Raw genomic sequence first — 20,670 nt, forward strand, 5'->3', positions numbered from 1 at the left:
TCTCTCCGTATTCAATAAAAATGTGCTTTAGCCAGACAAATACAAATAATTTCTAACTAAAGCACATTAATTTATTAACGATAAGAATCAACCGAAGGACAAGAACACACCAAATTCCGATCCCCGTACACATTATCAATCCGGTTCACGGTAGGCCAATACTTCGCCGTTGGGCTAACACCCTGCGGGAACACCGCCTCGGTCTGGCTGTAAGGGCGTTCCCAAGCATTCACCAAATCATCCAGCGTATGCGGCGCATTCACCAGCGGATTATTGTCCGCAGGCCACACGCCATCCTGCACCTTGCGAATCTCTTCCCGAATCGCGATCATCGCATCGCAAAAACGGTCAAGCTCCTCTTTCGGCTCGGATTCGGTCGGCTCAATCATCAGCGTACCCGCCACCGGAAACGACATGGTAGGCGCGTGGAAACCGTAATCCATCAAGCGTTTAGCGATATCCGACTCATCAATCCCCGAAGCCGCCTTCAACGGACGAATGTCGATAATGCACTCATGCGCCACCCGCCCGTTCGCCCCCCTAAACAATACAGGGTAGTAGTCAGCCAAACGCTGCATGATGTAATTGGCGTTCAAAATCGCCATCTCGGTCGCCCGCTGCAAACCCGCCGCGCCCATCAACTTAATGTACGCCCACGAAATCGGCAAAATCGCCCCACTCCCATACGGGGCAGCCGACACCGCGCTATTCCCCAGCGCAACCCCATCCGGCGGAGTCACCGCATGGCTGGACAAAAACGGAGCCAAATGCGCCTTCACCCCAATCGGCCCCATGCCAGGGCCACCACCGCCGTGCGGAATCGCAAACGTCTTGTGCAAGTTCAAATGCGACACATCCGACCCCATCTTGCCCGGTTTCGACAAGCCCACTTGCGCGTTCATATTCGCGCCATCCATGTACACCTGCCCACCGAACTGATGCACAATGTCACAAATTTCCACGATGTCCTGCTCAAACACCCCGTGCGTAGACGGATAAGTCACCATCAAGCACGATAAATTCGCCGCGTGTTTTTCCGCCTTGGCACGCAAATCCGCCACATCCACGTTACCGTTCGCGTCGCACTCGACCACCACCACTTTCAGGCTCACCATCGCTGCCGATGCCGGATTCGTGCCATGCGCCGAACTCGGAATCAAACACACATCCCGATGCGCCTGCCCCATACTCGCCTGATAACGACGGATCGCCACCAGCCCCGCGTATTCGCCCTGCGCCCCCGAATTCGGCTGCATCGAAATCGCATCATAGCCCGTGATTTCCACCAACCAATCTTCCAACTCCTTGATCATGGCGCGATAACCCACGGTCTGCTCCTGCGGCGCAAACGGGTGAATATCCGCAAACTCTGACCAAGTAACCGGCATCATTTCCGTGGTCGCATTCAACTTCATGGTGCAAGAACCCAACGGAATCATCCCATGCGCCAACGAGAAATCCTTATTCTCCAAGCGTTTCAAATAACGCAACATCTCCGATTCGGAATGGTGCGAATTGAACACGGGATGCGTCAGGAACTCGCTGGTGCGTTTGTAACCGGAAGGGATACCGCTGAAACCTTCCGCGACAACCGCAGCATCCAGCGCATCCACATCCAAACCATGCCCAGCACCGAGCAGCACATCGAACAACTCGGCAATGTCAGCACGGGTTTTACGCTCATCAATACTGATCCCGATGTTGCCATTGGCAAAATGGCGGAAATTAACAAGATTCGCTCCCTGAGCGAAGTCGAAGGGAGCAGCAATTGTCAGCGTGTCGAACCACGTATCATTCAGCAGTTGGACACCTTTCTGCTGCAAGCCCTTCGCCAGAATATTCGTCAGCCGATGAATCCGCCCCGCAATCGTCTGCAAACCCGCCGCGCCGTGATACACCGCATAAAACCCTGCCATATTCGCCAGCAACGCCTGCGCCGTACAAATATTAGAAGTCGCCTTCTCACGCCGGATATGTTGCTCACGGGTTTGCATCGCCATGCGCAACGCTTGCTTGCCATGACTATCAATCGAAACCCCGATCACCCGACCCGGCATGGTGCGCTTAAACGCATCCTTCACCGCAAAAAACGCCGCATGAGGCCCGCCGAAACCCATTGGCACGCCGAAACGCTGCGAGTTACCGACCACCACATCCGCGCCCATGTCCCCTGGTGCTTTCAACATCACCAATGCCATCAGGTCGGAAGCCACACACACCAAGGCTTTTTGCGCGTGCGCCTGTTTGATCAGGGCTTCAATATCAACGACTTCACCCGTGGTGCTAGGGTATTGCAACATCACCCCAAACACTTCCTGCCCCGCCAACTCGCTATACGGGTTGCCGATAATGAGTTCAAAACCAAAGTATTCCGCCCGTGTTTTCAACACGTCGATAGTTTGCGGATGCACATCCGCACCCACAAAGAATTTATCCGATTTGAGCTTGTTGGAACGTTTGCACAACGTCATCGCTTCCGCTGCTGCGGTCGCTTCATCCAACAAGGAGGCATTAGCAATGTCCATGCCCGTCAAATCCATCACCATTTGCTGGTAATTGAGCAAGCCTTCCAGCCGCCCTTGGGAAATTTCCGGCTGATACGGCGTATACGCGGTGTACCAACCGGGGTTTTCCAAGACATTACGCAAAATGACGGGCGGTACGAACGTGTCGTAATAGCCCATGCCGATGTACGACTTGGCAACGGTGTTTTGCCCCGCCAGTTGCTTGAGGTAAGCCAGCGTTTCGGCTTCGGAACGGCTGCCGTCGATTGCTAACGGCACTGGCAGACGGATGCTTGCAGGCACGGTGCTGTCGATCAGCGCATCCAGCGATTCCGCACCCACGGTTTGCAGCATTGCCGCTGTGTCTGCCGCGTTGGGGCCGATGTGGCGGGCAATAAAATCGTCGTGTTGTTCAAGTTCGTACAAGGTTGTCATTCAAATATCTGCCTATTGATGTAGGGGCAGACCTACGTGTCTGCCCTCTCTTTCTTTACCCGATTAAAGAGGGCAGACACATAGGTCTGCCCCTACGCTAATTACTCGTCACATTCCGCTTTGTATGCGTCTGCATCCATCAATTCGCCCAGCGCGTCTTCGTCATCCACACGCATCACGAACAGCCAGCCGTCGCCGTAAGGGTCAGAATTGATCAGTTCCGGCGAGTCTTGCACCGCTTCATTGCTCTCGATAATCACACCCGGAACAGGCGCGTAAATATCAGAAGCCGCTTTGACGGATTCGGCAACCGCACAACCGTCTTCTGCACCGAATTCAGTGCCAACTTCTGGTAAATCAACGTGTACCAAGTCACCCAGCAATTCTTGCGCATGGTCAGTAATCCCGACGGTAACAGTGCCGTCGCCGTTGTCGCGTACCCACTCGTGGGATTTGGTGTATTTCAAATCGGATGGAACATTGCTCATAAATAACTCCTAAAAACTTAATTTAAAACAGATTTGCCATTGCGTGCGAAAACCGGCTTCACCACTTTTGCCGGGTGCAATTTGCCGCGAATATCCACCTCACAGGTGTCGCCACAGCTTGCTGGCACGCGTGCCAACGCAATCGCTACGCCGAGTGTAGGCGAAAAAGTACCACTGGTGGTTTCGCCTTCACCGCCTTCACAAATAACTTTCATGTGGCTGCGCAATACGCCCTTGCCTTCCAGCACCAACCCAACGAACTTTTGCGGAATACCGGCAGCTTTCTGTGCTTCCAACGCGCTGCGCCCAATAAAGTTACGGTCTTCCGGCTGCCAACCGATTGTCCAACCCAAACCCGACACTAATGGTGAAGTGGTTTCGTCCATGTCCGTGCCATAAAGGTTCATGCCCGCTTCCAAACGCAAGGTATCGCGTGCGCCCAAACCGATCGGCTTGATGCCAGCAGCCAGCAGCGCATCCCACACTTTGTGGGCTTGTGCATTGGGGAACATCATTTCAAAGCCGTCTTCGCCAGTGTAGCCGGTGCGGGCAATGAACCAGTCGTTGACGAATGCGCCGTAGAACGTTTTCAGTGGTTCAACGATGGCGACTTCATCCGCAGGCATAATGCCCAGCACTTTAGCGCGTGCATTCGGGCCTTGTGCCGCGATCATGGAAAGGTCGTCACGTTCGGTCAGGGTTGCGTCGAAATTGGCGATTTGTTTTTGCATCCACGCAATGTCTTTGTCGCGAGTGCCTGCGTTAACGACGATGCGCCATTGGGTGTCGGTGATGAAATACACGATCAAATCGTCAATCACCGTGCCTTCGGGGGTCAACATGCAGCTATACAACGCTTTGCCGGATTCTTTCAGCTTATCAACGTTATTGGCGAGCAGGTAGTGCAAAAAGGCTTTGGATTGCGCCCCCACGAGGTCGAGGATGACCATGTGCGACACGTCAAACATGCCCGCGTCATTGCGGACTTGGTGGTGTTCTTGCAGTTGTGAGCCGTAGTGAATGGGCATTTCCCAGCCCGCGAAATCGACCATCTTCGCACCGGATTCAAGGTGCTTGGCGTAAAGTGCAGTACGTTGCATTAGGATTCTTCCAGTTTAACAGGCACAAAAAAAGGGCGGCAAGCCGCTAAGCTTGCCGCCCCTCTGTCCGTTTACCTGAGAGATTCCCACTGTGCCTTCGACTACGCTCAGGCAACGTGGTTACTACCCTTCGGTGAGTGCGTCCGCACTGCTCTCCAGAGTCAGATCTAGTACTGCCAGTCCTTTTGCCTGAGCGTTTCCGGGCGGAATTGCGCCTTCGGCGGTTGCAGCAACCTTGCGGTGTGCAACACTCTCCTGCCAGTGTTTACTGAATGCGGGCGATTGTAGCGGATGCAGTGCAGCAACTAAAGCACCATTTACGCCTGCGAGGTGAAAAGGGGGTTGCCGATTGTATCTGATGCAGTGCAACACCCCAAGCAGACTTAGGGTAAACCTTGCTTTATGTCAGGAGACTCGCATAAACCCCAACGCCCCCATTTATCCCTGAGCGCGGTAAGAACATAATCAAACCCTAATAAAGATACTTAAACACTGACCACAGTTAATAACGGAGAAAACCATGTGTCAGGGCAAACCTAGCAAGCTGCGTGATACAGCCGTCCTGTTCGTCACTTTAATGCTGTTTTGGCTAATGCTAAGCGGCAAACTGGACACTGATGTCCTCATCGTCGGCGCAGTCGCATCATTGATCATCGCTCTGCTCTACCGCGATGGTCTGTCGTTCTTCACCGAATTCCGTTTTACCCCGCAAGCGATTGTGGCGGGCTTCCGCTACTACGGCTACTTCTTGCAGGAGCTGTTTAAGTCCAACCTGAAAATGGCTGCCATTGTGTTATCGCCCTCACTCCCGATTACGCCGGGTATCGTTAAAGTGCGCACCCGGCTCAAAAGTCGCATGGGGCGGTTGATGCTGGCGAATTCCATTACGCTGACACCGGGAACGCTGACGGTCGAGATGGCTGGTGAATGGCTGTACATACACTGCGTCACCGTGGGTGCAACGGATATTGAGGCAGCCACGGCGGAAATTGTCAGCGGGTTCGAGTCTTACCTTGAGGTGATGTATGGTTGAGGTGTTGATTGCCATTGCCGGAACGCTTGCCGGGCTGGCATTCCTACTGGCACTGGCGCGGTTTGTGCGCGGGCCATCGCGGGTAGACCGGGTGGTTGCGTTTGATGTGCTGACGGTAATTGCGATTACCTTCATCGTGCTGGTGGCCTTGGTGGAAAACCGGGGAATTTATCTGGATGCGGCGTTGGTCTACGCGCTGTTGTCATTCCTGGGGGTAATCGCCATTGCCCGCTATCTGGAGGGCAGGTTCTGATGGGACTGCTAATCGACATTATCGGTGGTTTGCTGCTGGTCAGTGGCGCGGCATTTCTGCTGTTTGGCAGCCTGGGGCTGCTGCGGATGCCGGACGTTTTCAACCGCATTCAGGCAGGCACGAAAGCCACTACGCTGGGAACCTTGTTAACCCTTGCCGGAGCAGCTTGTTTGCAACCCGGATGGGGCTGGAAACTGTTGCTGATTGGGGTATTCCTGATTTTCACCAACCCGGTTTCCTCTCAGGTGTTGGCAAACACTGCCCACCGACGCGGGGCGCAGAAAACCCCATTGACCAAGATTGACCAGTTGGCAGAAGACCAAGAGGGCAAAGCATGAATACCGTATTACTGGGCATCGGCGTATTGCTGGCGGTTGCCATGATTGGCGTGGCATGGCTAACGATTCGTGCCACCCGGATTGCCACCGCGATGTTGGCGGCGGGGCTGGTGAGCCTGTTTGCGTCGGTGCTGTTCCTGTTTCTCGCTGCCCCTGATGTGGCAATGACCGAAGCGGCGATTGGCAGCGGCTTGACCACTTTCCTGTTTTTCTTTGTGCTAGGGCGCGTGCGCGGAGGTCAGTCATGATCCGACGTTTTGCGGTTTTCCTGCTGTTGCTGGGCTTGGGGGCAATCTTTGCCGACCTGTTGCTGGGCTATACGCCAAGCGAGGAACTCAACCTGACAGCACGTTACTACGCGGAACACACCGCGCAGGATTTGGGTGCTGCCAATATCGTCACCGCGATTGTGGTCACTTACCGGGGTCTGGATACGTTGGGTGAAGTCACGGTGCTGTTTTTGACCGCCACCATTATTGGCATGGTGTTGGCGCGTGGACGTAAACACCGCGCATTGCAACGTCAGTTACCGGCGGCAGGGGAATTGCTGACCACGGGTAGCCGCCTGTTAGTGCCGCTGATTTTATTGCTGGGCGTGTATGTGTTTGTCAACGGGCATCTGACTCCCGGCGGTGGTTTTCAGGGCGGGGCAATTGTGGCATCGGCGGCGTTGCTGTTGTTACTGACGGATCCGTTGAAACGCTTTAGTCACCGCCTGATCGCGGTCATGGAAGCGGTATCCGGGCTGTTTTTCATCGGGCTGGGCGTACTGGGGCTGGTGTATGCAGGCGGTTTCCTCGATAGCAGGGTGCTGCCCAACGGGGCGTTCGGCACACTGTTTTCGGCGGGTGTCATGCCCATCATTTACAGCTTTATCGGCCTCAAGGTCGGGGCTGAATTCACTTCCATGCTGACCCATCTGGCAGAAACGGAGCAATCATAATGGACTGGATCGCAATGGCAACAGGCTTCATCCTCATCCTGATGGGGCTGTATGGCGCACTCACCAACCGCAATATCCTGCGGATCATTGTCTCGTTCAGCGTCGCCAATACCGGCGTGAATCTGGTGCTGGTGGCGGTGGGGTATATGCGCGGGCGTACTGCACCGATTCTGGATGAAGCCGTACCGATGGCGGATGCTGTCACCCGCATTATTGACCCCTTGCCGCAAGCGTTGGTGCTGACCGCCATCGTGATTGGGCTGGGGGTAACAGCCTTGATGCTGACGTATGCCTACAAGTTGTACGAAGAAAAAGGCACGCTCGATATTTCCAAATGCAGGGATTTGAAATGGTAAGCCCACTCTACATCATTGCCGTCGGGCTGGGGGCAGCGTTCCTGCTCGGTCTGTTGCCGGAAAAATGGCAGCGGGCAGCCTATGGCGTAACCCTCCTCGCACTCGCGCTCATGGGCTGGATTGCCGGAAGCTGGCTGTGGGCGTTTGCGCTGCAAGGGGCGGTGCCGGTTGAAATCTTCACCGCTGGGACACAACCACCGTTTGCGATCAATTTCCGGGTCGGGCTGGCGGAAGCGTCACTGGCATTGCTAATGGCGTTGACGGGCTTGCACGCCGCACTGTACATGCGCGATACCCTGTTCAAGCAGGGGCGGCGGGCAATGGCGGTGCTGCTGATTTTCGTGATGGCCACCTGCGGGGTGATTTTCACTCGTGACCTGTTCAACCTGTTTGTATTCATGGAACTGGTGGTGATTTCTACCGGTGGGCTGGTGCTGCTGTCAGCAGATCGGCGGGCATTGGGGGCTGGTTTGAAATACCTGATTGTGTCGCAACTGGTGTCCATCCTGATGCTGGTGGGGATGGTATTTGCCTACCATGCCACTGGCACACTCAACATCGACGGCATGGCAGCGGCGCAAGCTGACCTATTCAAAGGCGGGGCGTTGGCGTTTTTCCTGATGTTGATGGCGGTGCTGGCAGAGTTGAAACCCTTTCCTGCCAACGGTTGGGGGCTGGACATTTATGAATCGGCACACCCTGCATTTGCGGCACTGTTTTCAGCAGCAACCGGGGCGGCAACTGTGTATGCGGCGGACAAACTGTTGCTGATTGGCGGGGCACAGTGGTTGCCACTGGCAAGTGCCATCGGGATTGTGACCTTTGTGGTTGCCAATATTTTTGCCTTGGTGCAAGACAATGACCGGCGGTTGCTGGGCTATTCCTCGATAGCACAGGTGGGGCTGATCTTGACCGTGATTGGGCAGCGCGATTTACTGGGGGAACAGTATTATTTTGTGGCAGGCGGTATTTTGCTGGCTCATGCGGTTGCCAAAGCGGGCTTATTCTGGCTTTCTGGGTTGGTAGCAGCACGCGGCTTGAGTGATTGGGCTGCGTTGCGTGGGCATCCGGTGCTGGTGTTTGCATTTGTCACCTTTATTGCGTTGTTGGTGGGTTTGCCGCCCTTCCCCGGCTTTTATGCCAAGTGGGAACTGGCGCACGCGCTGGCAGCAAACGGGCAATTGTGGCTGTTGGGGCTGATCCTGTTCGGGGCATTGCTGGAAGCAGCGTATTTGTTCCGCTGGTTTGGCTACGTGCTTAAGCGCGAACAGCCGCAAGCGGGATTATTGCTGCAAGCCATCAAAGAAGATGTTGCCTTGAGTGCAGCGGTGGTCGCGTGGTTATTGGCTTATCTGTGGGGCGAACTTTCCGGGCACGGTAATCTGTTGCACGCCATCCCCTTGCTGTTTGCGCTGCTGTTTTTGCCACTGGACTGGCTGCCTGCCAAGCTCAAAAACGGGTTGGCAATTGCTGGGCTGGTCGGCTGGTTTTACCTGCATTACCCCAGTTACGATGCGCTGCAATTGATTTTTGCAGCGGTAATGTTGCCGGGTGGCGCGATTATTTTGCTGGCAAGTTTCCAGACGCAGCAACGGCGGGTGGGGTTCTACCCGGCGGCAATGCTGATGTTTGCGGGTCTGGCGATGTTGATTGAAGCCAAAACCTCGTTTGCATTTTTTGCGGCGTGGGAATTGCTGACGGTGGGTTCGTACTTCCTGATTCTGCGCGGCAAGCATTCTGAACCGCACGCGCTGTCGTACATTGTGTTCTCGCTGGGCGGGGCATTCCTGATGCTGGCGGGGTTTGCACTGGCGGCGCAAGGTGTGCCGGACTTTAAGATCGCGGCCTTGGCACAGGTAGCAGAACCGTTTGCACCGTGGGTATTTGCGTTGTTGGCGATGGGTTTCATGACCAAAACGGCTGCGGTGGGCGTGCATATTTGGTTGCCCGGCGCACATGCCGAGGCAGAAACCGATGTATCGCCGCTGGTGTCCGGTATTTTGCTTAAGGCAGGGCTGTTCGGGCTGTTCGTGTTGCTAATGACGATGGGCAAGCAGCAATTGTACGGGGTGGAACTCACCCACGTGATGCTGTGGATTGGCGCAATTTCGGCACTGATTGGTAACTTGCTGGCGATTTTCCAGGAAGATGCGAAACGCTTGCTGGCTTATTCTTCCATTGGGCAAATGGGTTACGCGCTGTTTGGGCTGGCAATGATGAACCATCTGGGCTGGCTGATGGCGTTGATGTTTGTCATTAACCATTACATTTACAAGTCGATGCTGTTCCTGTCAGTGGGCGGGGTTGCCAAACGTACCGGCACGCGCGATATGTACCGCATGGGCGGGCTGATTACGCTGATGCCGCTGTCGTTCATTGCCACTATGATCGGGATTATTGCGGTGTCGGGTGTGCCGCCGCTTTCCGGGTTTGGCGGACGCTGGATTTTCTACAATGCGATTATGACGGCAGAATACCGTTTGCCGATGGTGATTATTTTCCTCGCAGGGCCGATTGCGTTCCTGTACCTGTTCCGCTTGATTCACACCATTTTCCTAGGGCAGTTGAAAGATGAATTGCGCACCGTGAAAGAAGCACCGTTCTGGATTGTGTTGCCGCAGATGATTTTTGTGGTTGCCTTATTGGTGTTCGCGCTGATTCCGGGCATGGCGTTGCGGCATGTGGATGCTTACCTTGCCCCATTCTTTGGTGGGCAGAATGGGCTGGATTGGGCAGGGTTGACCATTACCAGCGAATTCGGTTACTGGAGTCCGGTGTCGATCATGCTGGTGATCGGGGTGATTTTTGCCACGCTGTTTGCTTGGTTGCTGTTCGTCAACCGCAGGGCGCAGCCGGTGAAGCAGTTCAATATCGTGTTTGCCGGTGAACGCCCGTTCCGCCCGGAAACCACCCATTTTGCTTGGAACTTCTTCGCACCGTACCGCAAGGCATTGGGCTTTTTGACCCAGCCGCTGGTCACGATTTTTTGGGAAACCCTCACGGAATTGCTGCATTCGGCGGCAGATATTTTACGGCGGATGTATACCGGGAATGGGCAGACTTACGCCATTCACCTGCTCGCCTTTGTGATTATCGTCTACCTGTTGTGGATGGGGGGCTTGTGATGGAATTTGAATGGATGAGAATCCCCTGGGCGTTGCTGACATTGTTTATTGTCATCAACTACGGTTTGCTAATGACGGCTTTGGTGCAAAAAATCGGCGCACGGGTGGGGCGGCGGCATGGTATCCCCATTTGGCAGAATTACATTGATATGCTGAAGAACTATGCGCTGCGTACCTCCATTACCCACGGGGTGATGTTCTATCTGGGGCCGGTGTTCCGGCTGTCCGGCGGGGTGGGCTTGTTGCTGTTTGTGCCGAGCATTTACGGTTCGGAGATGTTCGCCAACTTTTCGTTTGCAGGCGATTTGATCCTCGCGCTGTATTTTGTGTTCTTTGGCACGCTGGGCATGGCATTGGGCGCGGCGGAAAGCGGGCATCCTTATTCCGCTATTGGCATTACACGTGGCTTGTCGCAGATGACGGCGGCGGAATTGCCGTTTGCGCTGGCGGTGTTTGCGGTGGCCTTGCAATACCAGACACTTTCCGTGACCGAAATTGTAGCGGCACAACAAGGTGGGGTGTTGCACTGGACATTGTTTACCAATCCGTTAGCGGTGGCAGCGGCGATGATGTCGTTCCTCGGTTCGATGATGCGCCCGCCGTTTGACGTGGTACTTGCGCCGCAGGAAATCCCCATTGGCCCGCCGACCGAATACCATTCCTCGTTTCTGGCGATGATGCAGACCAACCGGGCATTGTTCCCGGTCGCCAAGATCGTGGTGTACATGAACCTGTTCTTTGGCGGGGCAGGAAGCTGGCCGGAATTTTTCCTCAAGGTATTCCTGATTTACATGGTGTCGGCGTTTGTCGGGGTGGTATTCCCGCGTTTCCGGGTGGAACAGTCGATCCGCTGGTTTTTAATCTGGGCAGTGCCGTTGGGCATCCTCGCCGTGGTACTGGTGTAATGACATGAAAGAAGAATTACTCAAACGCATCGTTAAAACGCCGGATGGTCAGGAAATCGAAATTGACCCGCTGCGCGATTATTACTGCGAAGCAGGCCCCACGGTACAACCGCCTGCTTACACCGCGATTATTGAAAAGCTGTTCAACTGGGCGCGTTCCGAATCGCTGTGGATTCTGGGCTTTGGCACGGGTTGCGGAGCCATCGAAATGCGCCCGCTAATGACACCGCGTTTCGACGCTTACCGTTATGGCATTCAGTGGCGGCCTACCCCGCGCCAGTCCAACCTGTTTGTTATTTCTGGCTATTTGTCGGTGAAAACCCTCAAGCGCGTGATCCGCTCCTACGAGCAGATGCAAGGGCCGAAATACGTGGTGGGGTTAGGGTCTTGCACCATTAACGGCGGCATGTACTGGGATTCCTACAATACCATCAAGCGGCTGGATGATTATTTGCCAGTGGATGTGTATATCGCGGGCTGTATGCCGCGCCCGGAAGCCTTGCTGGCAGGGTTTGAGGAACTGAAAAAAATCATCCGCGCTGGCAAAGCCGAAGGCGCGAACCAATACGCCGCCAACTTTGACTGGTACAAAGCCAACCAGAAAAGCGTCATCCACGACTGGGACATGCCGGACTATAACTGGTGAGCATTATGCAGCAACTTTACGACACCCTCACACAACGTTTCTCACTGGGCGAATTCACCCGGCAACGCGCCGACCTCGCCTTTATCACGGTGGAAGCGGTACGCCTGCACGCCCTGTTACGGCATTTGCGTGATCAGGAAGGTTTCACCCATCTGGTGCTGTTAACGGCAGTGGATTGGCTGGAAGACGGGCAATTTCAGCTCACTTACCTGCTGAACAATCGCAGCAAGTGTCAGGATTTGGGTTTGCGGGTACTGATTGCCCGCGACAATGCCAGCATGGAAAGCATCCACGACCTGTGGGCAGCCGCAGCGACCTACCAACGTGAATTGCGCGAAATGTTCGGTATCGACTTCCCCGGTAGCCCACGCCTGATGGACGATTTCATTCTGGAAGGCTGGAACGCCGCCCCACCCTACCGCCGTGATTTCGACACCCTCGAATACGCACGCGCCACCTACCGCGAACGCCCAGGGCGCGAAACCCGTGACCCGGCGGCGCACATGAAACAACAACTGTACGGGGACAAAGGCGATGTTTGAGTTAGACCGCAGCCAGTACCCGCAGAAAAAAGCCGACGGCACACTGGACATTGACCTCACTTCCGGCAAATACCTGAAACTGTGGCAAGGCCCGCAACACCCCGGCATTACCGGCAATATGGCGATTGAACTGACCGTGTGCGGCGACGAAGTGGTGGACGCCACCACCCACGTTGGCTATTTGCATCGCGGCTTTGAAAAGCTGATGGAACGCCGCACTTTCATGCAGTGCTTCCCGATTGTGTGCCGCATTTGCGTCCCCGAACCCGATTTCAACGAATACTGCTACGCCGCTGCCGTCGAAGAACTCGCCGGGTTGGAAATCCCCGAACTGGCGCACTGGATTCGTACCCTGATTCTGGAAATGGGGCGCGTCAACAGCTACCTGATGTACCTCGGCGGGCAAGCCGGTGCCTTCGGGCAAGGCGTGATCGGGCAATGGACAACGTATGTGCGTGACCTGATGCTCGACCGCTTCGAGGAACTGACTGGCGCACGTATTTACCACATGTTTATTATCCCCGGCGGAGTGCGCGATAACCTGCCAGACGGGTTTGCGGGGCGCATGGAAGAAACCTTGCGCGAAATCGAAAGCGTGCTGGCGGATGTGGATCGGGTCATGTTCCACAATGCCGTGTTCAAGAAACGTGCGGTCGGCGTGGGCGTGATTGACACCGCATGGTTGGACAGTTACGGCATTACCGGCCCGAATGCCCGCGCTGCCGGAGTCGCCAAAGACGTGCGCAAAGACCAACCTTATCTGGTTTACCCCGAACTGGAATTTGAGGCGGTGACGGGCAAGGATTCCGACATTTACACCCGTGCGGATGTACGCCGCCGTGACTTGTTACTGTCGCTGGATCTGATCCGGCAAATCTTGGCGAAAATGCCCAAAACGGGTGCGGTGATGACCAAGTTGCCCAATGTGTTGCACTGGAAAATTCCGCGCGGTGAAACCTATGTCCGTGGCGAATGTTCACGCGGCGAATACGGTTATTACCTCGTCACCGATGGCAGCGGATACCCGCGCCGGGTGAATGTGCGCGGGCCGTCTTACACGCATTCGATTGCGCTGTTTGAACGCATGGTCATCAACGCCAATATTTCTGATGTTGCCGCTTTGCTGGTGTCGCTGCACACCTACCCGCCGGAGATCGAACGATGAGTATCAGTGACGTACTGTCCCCGTTTACCGCTTGGAAAAACCTGTTCCGCGACCCGGTAACGATCAAAGACCCGCTCAATGAACGCCCCGGTGCGGCGCGTTATCGCGGCTTCCACAAGAATGACATGGACAAGTGCATCGGCTGCGGAACCTGCGAAACGATTTGCCAAAACGGTGCTATTGACATGCTGCCGGTGGAAGGCATTCCGGCGGTGCAAGGTGATTCCGGCTTGCGCCCGCGCATCGACTACGGGCGTTGCTGCTGGTGTGCGCTGTGTGTAGACGTGTGCATGACCGGCTCACTCACCATGTCCAATGAATACAAATGGGTAGAAAGCGACCCCGACTTGTTTCGCTTTACCCCCGGCGTGGACAAAAAATATTGGGACAATGCCGAACTCGGCTACCAGCGTCATGATGAAAAGCATCTGATGCCCGTGGCACGCGAAGAAATGCCGGAATTGCACCCGGAAGCGCGGCTCGATTCGTTTGTTGAAATCGTTCACGGTTACAGCATCGAACAGGCCAGACTGGAAGCCGACCGTTGCGTGTCTTGCGGGCTGTGCATTGCCACCTGCCCGGCGCACATGGCGATTCCCGATTACATCAAAGCGGTGCGGGACGGCGATTACGAACGCGGTGTGCAATTGCTGTACGCAACCAACCCGTTTTCGCAAGTGTGCGGGCGGGTGTGTACTCACCGTTGCGAAGATTCCTGCGCCGCACGGCACGAAGGCGACCCGATTGCCATCCGCTGGCTCAAACGCCACATCATTGATCAAGTACCGCAAGAAAAAGTCATTGAATTGATTGGCAAACCGGCAGCACCGACAGGCAAGCAAGTTGCCATTATTGGGGCGGGGCCTGCGGGTCTGACGGCGGCGTTTGATCTTGCTCGTTTGGGTCACGCGGTCACGGTTTATGAAGCGCAAGCGGCTGGCGGCGGCATGACGCGCTACGGCATCCCCGAATACCGTTTGCCTTACGACGCGCTGGACAAGGATATTGCCGTGATCACCGCGATGGGTGTGGATATCAAGTACAACCAGCGGGTCGGCACGGACATTGCCATGCAGCAACTGCAAAGCGATTATGACGCAGTAGTGCTGGCAATCGGCTTGCATCAAGGGCGTTCCACCCGCATTCCCGGTTCCGATCATCCGCAAGTACGCAAAGCGGTTGACCTGTTGCGCCAGATTACCGCTGGCGAAACCATTGACGTACCTAAATCCCTAGTCGTGATTGGCGGCGGCAACGTGGCGATGGACATTGCCCGCAGCATGGCACGCCTGCAATTGCAGCAATACGGCGAAATCCGTGTGACCCTGACCGCATTGGAAGACAAAGCGCATTTCCTCGCCGATCCGGTGGAAATCAAGGAATCGCTGGAAGAGCAAATCAACATCCTCGACAGCCGTGGCCCACAAGCCTGCGTGATCGACGACAACGGCAAACTGCTTGGGCTAAAAACCTGGAAAGTCTTGTCGATATTCGATGCAGAACGCCGCTTCGCCCCAAAATACGACCCGGCAGACGAGCAACTCCACGAAGGTGAAATGATCGTCGAAGCCATCGGTCAAATGGCTGATGTCAGCCTGCTGGGTGACGCACTCACCGAACGGCTGGAATGGAACCGTGGACGCATCCAGATTGACCCGAACGGACGCACTTCAGAAAGCTGGTTATGGTCAGCAGGTGATTGCGTCAAAGGCCCCGATGTCATCAACGCCGTTGCCGACGGACACCGTGTCGCCACCAGCATCCACCGCGCCCTTACCCCACAGGAGGCAACCGCATGAGCGAAGCCAGCATCCAACGGCTGCAAAGCAAAACCACCCTCAAGGAAATCCTAGCAGTGGCGACCGAGTTTGAACGCACTGCCCGAGATTTTTACACCGACCTGATCCCCAAGGTACACAAAAGTATCCGCTATCTGGTGGAAGAACTCGCGGCGGAGGAACAAGGCCATTACGACCTGTTTACCCAAATGGCAGCGCGTGACGATCTGGAACAGCAACTCAAAGCCGAAGTGGAACGGCCTGCCAGTGACCACAAGTTTTCCGACTGCATCCACCTGCCCGACCTTGGCGAACAGCCGGACGATCAGGCAGTGTTACAATATGCCTTGCGGCGCGAACACGCGGCGATGGAGCAATACCACGCCTTGGCGCAAGGCACGGAAGCGGGGCCGATTCACGACCTGTTCCTGTACCTTGCGAATGAAGAAACCAAGCATAAAAATGAGCTGGAGAAGTTGTACTACGCGACGGTGCATAGTGGTGGGGTTTGAGACATCAAGCGGCGTGGCAACTCAGTGTTGCACCATCGGTGTAATGCCGGTCTGCCGCCCTTGCTTGTCATAGCTGTATAACAATGCGCCTTTTTGCACGCTAATGCTGTGCTCGTTATAAGCCTTCAGACCATCAGTGGGTAAACGACCGGGGGCTGAAATGGAGGTCACTGCTTCGCCATTTTGGTCATAAATGTAAATCAATGTACCGCGCTGCACGGCTTTGCTGATCGCCATATTGTATCTCCTTATGTGGTGTAATCATTTCGTTAATATTTTCGGTCATTCTATCTCTCTTGGTAGGGTATCATATAACCCTTCTTGGTATTTGACTTAGGTCAAGCGAAGTTCACCCCAAAGAAAATTTCCATGTTATTACCGCAGTATATCCGACCAACAGTATCGTTCAGTTAAGCTACCGTAGAACCAATATTAACCATTATGGGGAAAAACAAATCATGCAACATACCTTACCATTTATCTGCAACACCGTTCTCAGCTTCGCCTTGCTCTCTGGTACAGCAATGGCTGATTGGGCACTCAATAATCAGCAATCTGCACTGTATTTCGTCTCTATCAAGAAAGATCACATTGCCGAAACCCACACTTTCAAAACCCTGTCTGGTGGAATTACCAAAGCTGGGCAAGGTTCTTTGAACATTGATTTGGCAAGCGTAAGCACCAATATCGACATACGCGATCAACGAATGCGCGAACAATTGTTCGATACCAAAAAGTTTGCTATGGCAAGCGTTAGTGTGGACTTGAGCAAAACTGGCGTAAAACCGGGCATCCAAACCGTTAACGTCACTTTGGATTTGCATGGCGTGAAAAAGGAAATACCTGCCACTGTTGCCATCACCGAAGTCGGCAACATTGTGCAAGTGACTACCGTTGCGCCGATTGTGTTGAATGCGGCGGATTTTGACCTAGCCGCTGGCCTGACTGCCTTGCGTGAAATTGCGGGACTCACCAGCATTAGCAATGCTGTGCCTGTCACCTTTTTCCTGAGTTTTGTGAAACAAGCTGAGGCTAACGTGCCGCCAAACCCTGCGTAATCTGATCAGCCAAATCCGCCAGCAAACCGCTTTGCGCCTTGACTAACCCTGTCACCCCCGCTTCAGGGGTTTGGCGGGTCAGCGTCACTGGCTCGCCGCTCAAGATTTTTCCATCACCCGCCTGAAGCTGCCACATCCCACGCAACCAAGCCTTACCCCCCGGCGTACCATCAAACTGATCCAATTTAACCACCACCTGATATTGCGGCGTTTGGCTAAGTTCCCAAGGCACGCTTTGCACCCGTGTGGCAGGCAAACGGCTTTGCAACTGTTGAGCTAAGGTGCGCAGGAATTCGTCTTCCAACTGCCCGCCCCATAAGTGCGTGTCGGATACCTCCAAAGTCGTCGCATCTTTGCGAATCACCATGCCCTCTCGATCCAGCAAGGTTGGCAGGGTAATCGGCCCCACCCCCACGCTCTTGATGGGCTTAGTCATCACAACCGCTTGCGCATTGCCGCTCGGCGTTGACAGGGTGTGATATTGGGTCGGCGTACTGGAGCAGGCACTCAATATCACCACCATCCACAAACTCAGCCATTGTTTCATTATCACTCTCCTTGTTTACCGCGAATCAATGCGCTGGGCTGACGTTGCAAGGTTTCCGCTAAGGTGCGCACACTGCGCGAAGCCGCCGTGACCTCTTCCAACATTTCCTGTAATTGGTATTGTGTCGGGGAATTTTGCGCGGTCAAACGGTCAATATGCGACAGCGAACCCTGTAACTTTTGCAAGGTTTTGCTCATTTCTTGGGTAACAGTTGGCAGGGTTTGCTTATCCACGGTTTCCAGCACTTTTTTCGCCGCACGCACCGCTTGTTCGGCCTCGCTCAATACCCCGTTGAGGTTATCAACCGCTTTATCCAACTTGCCGCTGTTCACCAGTTTTTTCACGCCATCCAAGGTTTCTTGCAAGCTGCCCATGATTTCCGTGGCTAACAACGGTAAATCGTCCAATGCGGAACCAATGGTCGGAAACTCGCTATAAAATTGCGTGGCAATGATTTCGGCCGGTGGCGGGTCTTTTTCCATGCTGAGTGTTACCAGTTTTTGCCCGGTCAACAAACTGGCGGTTTCCATGCGAGCGCGTAAGCCTTTGCTTACCAGCTTGCTCATCATCGCGTGTGCTGCGTCTTTGCTAATGTTCTCATCGAAACGTTGCGGTTGAATGGACACCAAGACCGGAATACGGATTTCCTGTGATTTCATATCCATTTTCAGGTCAATGTTTTCGACTTTGCCCAACGGAATGCCTTGAAACTCTACCGGCGCACCCACCGCTAAACCGCGCACCGAACCATTAAAATACATGACGTAATACAATTTCTGGGTAAATTGCTTTTCCTGAATCGCGGCGAAATTCTTATACAATACGAATTCCGCATCCGCCGCGCTGATTTCACCCGCACCAATGGCTTTCGGGGTTTCAAAGGCCACGCCCCCGACTAATAACGAAGTCAGGGATTCCATCCGAAACTCCGCACCCGCCGCACTCATTTTAAATTCCGCACCGCTGGCATTCCAAAAGCGCGTAGTGGTGCGCACAAAATCGTAGTAAGGGTCACGGATAAACACTTCAAGTCTTACTTGATCTTGTTCCGGTAATAGCTTGTAATCTATGACTTCACCGACTTGCAATTGCTTGTAAAAAACCGGCGCACCAATATCCATCGAGCCTAACGAATCCGACAGCAGGAAAAACCGCCGCCCGCTTTCCGAAGGCGCGATCACTGGCGGACGCTCTTCCCCTTGGTAAAAACTCAAATCATCGGTATTACTGCCCGGATCCATGCCAATATACGTGCCGGAAAACAGTGTGGTTAACCCGGAAACACCCGAACGGTTAATATTCGGTTTGACCACCCAAAACCGCGCATCACTACCCAAATGTTGCCCGATTTCCTTATTTAACTCGATAGCCGCTTCAATGTATTTCAGGTCATCACTGAGTTTAAGTTCCTTCACTTTACCCACCGTGACCGCTTTGAAACGCACTTCGGTTTTGCCGGAAATAATGCCTTCCGCACTGGTGAACTGCACCACGATTTCCGGGCCTTTCGCGTACCAAATCTGGAACAATAACCAGAAACCCACCAATAAAGCGGTCAAAGGAATCAACCATACCGGCGAAGGCCAGCGTTGCTCACGCACATTCACCTCTGCCAATGGTATTAACTGATCCGTCGACGTACTCATTTACCCTGCTCCCGCTGGCGCGAAATATTCCAAATCAAATGTTCATCCAAAGTGCGTGCCGCTAACATCGTCAATACCACCACCGCTGCGAAGGAAAAACTACCCGCATTCGCTTCCACCCGCGCTAAATTACCGAACTGCACCAACCCTATCAAAATCGCAATCACAAATATATCCACCATTGACCAGCGTCCTAAATACTCAATGATATGATACAAACGCATTCGTTCCTGTTGCCGCCAACTGGATTTCCACTGAATCGTGATTAATAAAAAACTCAAGGTAATCAACTTCATCAAAGGCACAACAACGCTCGCGGCGAACACAATTAATGCCAACGGCCATTGCCCCGTCGCCCATAAATAAAACACCCCGCTGACAATGGTATCAGGCTGCCCCAACCCCAGTTTGTAAGCACTCATAATCGGCAAAACATTCGCAGGGATGTACAAAATCATGGCGGCAATCAGCAACGCCCAAGTCACTTCAATACTGTTAGCACGCACAACACGGGCTGGTGGCTCCATCCCTAATTCACGCCAAACGCTCGAAGGTTCCAGCGTAGCTGTTGCCGCCGCCATCACCACAATCAACCCGGCAAACGACCAAAACGCAGGCCCCACAATCAACGTTGCCACCGTCCCCAATTTGACTAGGGAAACCAAAATGCTCAACATGAATACTTCGAGCATTCCCCACGGACGTAATTCCCGTTGCCAGTGAAATAAAAATGCTGCCATTTGCGGTCGCCAGCGGTAGCGAATCGTCAAGCTAATCACCAGCAACGACAGCAACTCAAACAACGGAAAAATCACCAGATTCAGCACCAGTAAAACCGCCACAATCGGATAATCCTGATCCCAAAACGCAATACTTGCACCGAACAAATGCAACTCTTGCTCCATGCCCTGAGTGCTCAACCCCAACAACGGCCAGACATTGCTAATGCTAAACAACACCAAACCCGCAATGGTCAGTGCCAACACCGTTTCCATCATGCGCGGGCGATTGCGGTACAACACCGCATTGCAACGGCGGCACGTCGCGACTTGCCCCGCCGCTACCGGACGGTAATGGTGTACTTGACCACACGCCTGACACGTCATGTTGCTAGGAAAACTCGCCATGATAAACGTTGTCATATTCCAAAATAATGGGGGGTCAGTATAGCCAGATTGACGAATACCAACCAGTTACAAACCGGCATCCCCGAAAAATGCCCGGTTGCATCAAGAAATTTAGCAAAAATACCCCGATTATCAGGGTAAAAGCCCCCTGAAATCCGTTAAAATACCG

Annotated in this window: 21 protein-coding genes and 1 riboswitch; of the genes, 14 read left to right on the plus strand and 7 right to left on the minus strand. The window is 54.1% G+C overall.

Going from position 1 to position 20,670, the window contains the following annotated elements:
• Positions 1 to 74: 74 nt before the first annotated feature.
• From gcvP to gcvT, 3 genes are all read right to left on the minus strand, one after another.
• A complete protein-coding gene (gcvP, locus tag J9260_RS08770; protein ID WP_210220622.1) occupies positions 75 to 2,939 on the minus strand; it encodes an aminomethyl-transferring glycine dehydrogenase in 2,865 nt (954 codons plus the stop codon).
• 101 nt (positions 2,940 to 3,040) lie between these two features.
• Positions 3,041 to 3,427, minus strand: a complete 387-nt coding sequence (gcvH, locus tag J9260_RS08775) for a glycine cleavage system protein GcvH (protein ID WP_202717274.1) — start codon at positions 3,425 to 3,427, stop codon at positions 3,041 to 3,043.
• 17 nt (positions 3,428 to 3,444) lie between these two features.
• Positions 3,445 to 4,527: a glycine cleavage system aminomethyltransferase GcvT gene (gene gcvT / locus J9260_RS08780; protein ID WP_210220623.1), complete on the minus strand. Its 1,083-nt coding sequence runs from the start codon at positions 4,525 to 4,527 to the stop codon at positions 3,445 to 3,447.
• A gap of 167 nt (positions 4,528 to 4,694) precedes the next feature.
• Positions 4,695 to 4,795: riboswitch (glycine riboswitch) on the minus strand.
• A 252-nt stretch (positions 4,796 to 5,047) separates the two neighbouring features.
• Between gcvT and J9260_RS08785 the strand changes: the two genes are divergently transcribed.
• Genes J9260_RS08785 through J9260_RS08845 form a run of 13 tightly spaced genes read left to right on the plus strand, consistent with a single transcriptional unit; the run spans position 5,048 to position 16,123 of the window.
• Positions 5,048 to 5,560: a Na+/H+ antiporter subunit E gene (locus tag J9260_RS08785; protein ID WP_210220624.1), complete on the plus strand. Its 513-nt coding sequence runs from the start codon at positions 5,048 to 5,050 to the stop codon at positions 5,558 to 5,560.
• Positions 5,553 to 5,813, plus strand: coding sequence for a monovalent cation/H+ antiporter complex subunit F (locus J9260_RS08790; protein ID WP_210220625.1), 261 nt, complete (start codon positions 5,553 to 5,555; stop codon positions 5,811 to 5,813). Before J9260_RS08785 ends, J9260_RS08790 begins: the two co-directional genes overlap by 8 nt.
• Entirely contained in the window at positions 5,813 to 6,151 is a 339-nt protein-coding gene (gene mnhG / locus J9260_RS08795) for a monovalent cation/H(+) antiporter subunit G (RefSeq protein WP_210220626.1), read from the plus strand. Before J9260_RS08790 ends, mnhG begins: the two co-directional genes overlap by 1 nt.
• Positions 6,148 to 6,399 (plus strand): hydrogenase subunit MbhD domain-containing protein, encoded by a 252-nt coding sequence (locus J9260_RS08800; RefSeq protein WP_210220627.1) that lies wholly within the window; start codon positions 6,148 to 6,150, stop codon positions 6,397 to 6,399. The genes mnhG and J9260_RS08800 overlap by 4 nt, the downstream gene beginning before the upstream one ends.
• Complete coding sequence (gene mbhE, locus J9260_RS08805) at positions 6,396 to 7,094, plus strand: hydrogen gas-evolving membrane-bound hydrogenase subunit E (protein ID WP_207251031.1); 699 nt, start codon at positions 6,396 to 6,398, stop codon at positions 7,092 to 7,094. Before J9260_RS08800 ends, mbhE begins: the two co-directional genes overlap by 4 nt.
• Positions 7,094 to 7,450 (plus strand): sodium:proton antiporter, encoded by a 357-nt coding sequence (locus J9260_RS08810; protein WP_093070247.1) that lies wholly within the window; start codon positions 7,094 to 7,096, stop codon positions 7,448 to 7,450. The genes mbhE and J9260_RS08810 overlap by 1 nt, the downstream gene beginning before the upstream one ends.
• Entirely contained in the window at positions 7,444 to 10,575 is a 3,132-nt protein-coding gene (locus tag J9260_RS08815) for a proton-conducting transporter transmembrane domain-containing protein (protein ID WP_210220628.1), read from the plus strand. The genes J9260_RS08810 and J9260_RS08815 overlap by 7 nt, the downstream gene beginning before the upstream one ends.
• Before the next feature lie 14 nt (positions 10,576 to 10,589).
• On the plus strand, positions 10,590 to 11,480 hold the full coding sequence (locus J9260_RS08820; protein ID WP_246499728.1) for a respiratory chain complex I subunit 1 family protein: 891 nt from the start codon (positions 10,590 to 10,592) through the stop codon (positions 11,478 to 11,480).
• Between the two features lie 4 nt (positions 11,481 to 11,484).
• Positions 11,485 to 12,126, plus strand: coding sequence for a NuoB/complex I 20 kDa subunit family protein (locus J9260_RS08825; RefSeq protein WP_093070252.1), 642 nt, complete (start codon positions 11,485 to 11,487; stop codon positions 12,124 to 12,126).
• A 5-nt stretch (positions 12,127 to 12,131) separates the two neighbouring features.
• Positions 12,132 to 12,668: an NADH-quinone oxidoreductase subunit C gene (locus tag J9260_RS08830; protein WP_210220629.1), complete on the plus strand. Its 537-nt coding sequence runs from the start codon at positions 12,132 to 12,134 to the stop codon at positions 12,666 to 12,668.
• Positions 12,661 to 13,833 carry an NADH-quinone oxidoreductase subunit D-related protein gene (locus J9260_RS08835; RefSeq protein WP_210220630.1) on the plus strand — a complete coding sequence of 391 codons (1,173 nt, stop codon included), beginning with the start codon at positions 12,661 to 12,663 and terminating at the stop codon, positions 13,831 to 13,833. The genes J9260_RS08830 and J9260_RS08835 overlap by 8 nt, the downstream gene beginning before the upstream one ends.
• Positions 13,830 to 15,632 carry an FAD-dependent oxidoreductase gene (locus tag J9260_RS08840; protein WP_210220631.1) on the plus strand — a complete coding sequence of 601 codons (1,803 nt, stop codon included), beginning with the start codon at positions 13,830 to 13,832 and terminating at the stop codon, positions 15,630 to 15,632. Before J9260_RS08835 ends, J9260_RS08840 begins: the two co-directional genes overlap by 4 nt.
• On the plus strand, positions 15,629 to 16,123 hold the full coding sequence (locus J9260_RS08845) for a ferritin family protein (RefSeq protein ID WP_210220632.1): 495 nt from the start codon (positions 15,629 to 15,631) through the stop codon (positions 16,121 to 16,123). The genes J9260_RS08840 and J9260_RS08845 overlap by 4 nt, the downstream gene beginning before the upstream one ends.
• 21 nt (positions 16,124 to 16,144) lie before the next feature.
• On the opposite strand, the gene J9260_RS08850 is transcribed toward J9260_RS08845, so the two are convergent.
• A complete protein-coding gene (locus J9260_RS08850) occupies positions 16,145 to 16,360 on the minus strand; it encodes a hypothetical protein (protein WP_210220633.1) in 216 nt (71 codons plus the stop codon).
• 221 nt (positions 16,361 to 16,581) lie between these two features.
• Here J9260_RS08850 and J9260_RS08855 point away from each other — a divergent pair, with 221 nt between their 5' ends.
• Positions 16,582 to 17,181: a YceI family protein gene (locus J9260_RS08855; RefSeq protein WP_210220634.1), complete on the plus strand. Its 600-nt coding sequence runs from the start codon at positions 16,582 to 16,584 to the stop codon at positions 17,179 to 17,181.
• Here J9260_RS08855 and J9260_RS08860 read toward each other — a convergent pair.
• The 3 genes from J9260_RS08860 to J9260_RS18675 are packed head-to-tail and all read right to left on the minus strand — an operon-like array spanning position 17,156 to position 20,516.
• Entirely contained in the window at positions 17,156 to 17,728 is a 573-nt protein-coding gene (locus J9260_RS08860) for a PqiC family protein (protein WP_210220635.1), read from the minus strand. The genes J9260_RS08855 and J9260_RS08860 overlap by 26 nt on opposite strands.
• A 2-nt stretch (positions 17,729 to 17,730) precedes the next feature.
• Positions 17,731 to 19,374 (minus strand): PqiB family protein, encoded by a 1,644-nt coding sequence (locus J9260_RS08865; protein ID WP_210220636.1) that lies wholly within the window; start codon positions 19,372 to 19,374, stop codon positions 17,731 to 17,733.
• A complete protein-coding gene (locus tag J9260_RS18675; RefSeq protein WP_246499730.1) occupies positions 19,371 to 20,516 on the minus strand; it encodes a paraquat-inducible protein A in 1,146 nt (381 codons plus the stop codon). The genes J9260_RS08865 and J9260_RS18675 overlap by 4 nt, the downstream gene beginning before the upstream one ends.
• Between the last annotated feature and the right edge of the window lie 154 nt (positions 20,517 to 20,670).

This window comes from Thiothrix unzii, from assembly GCF_017901175.1.
Lineage (GTDB): Bacteria > Pseudomonadota > Gammaproteobacteria > Thiotrichales > Thiotrichaceae > Thiothrix > Thiothrix unzii.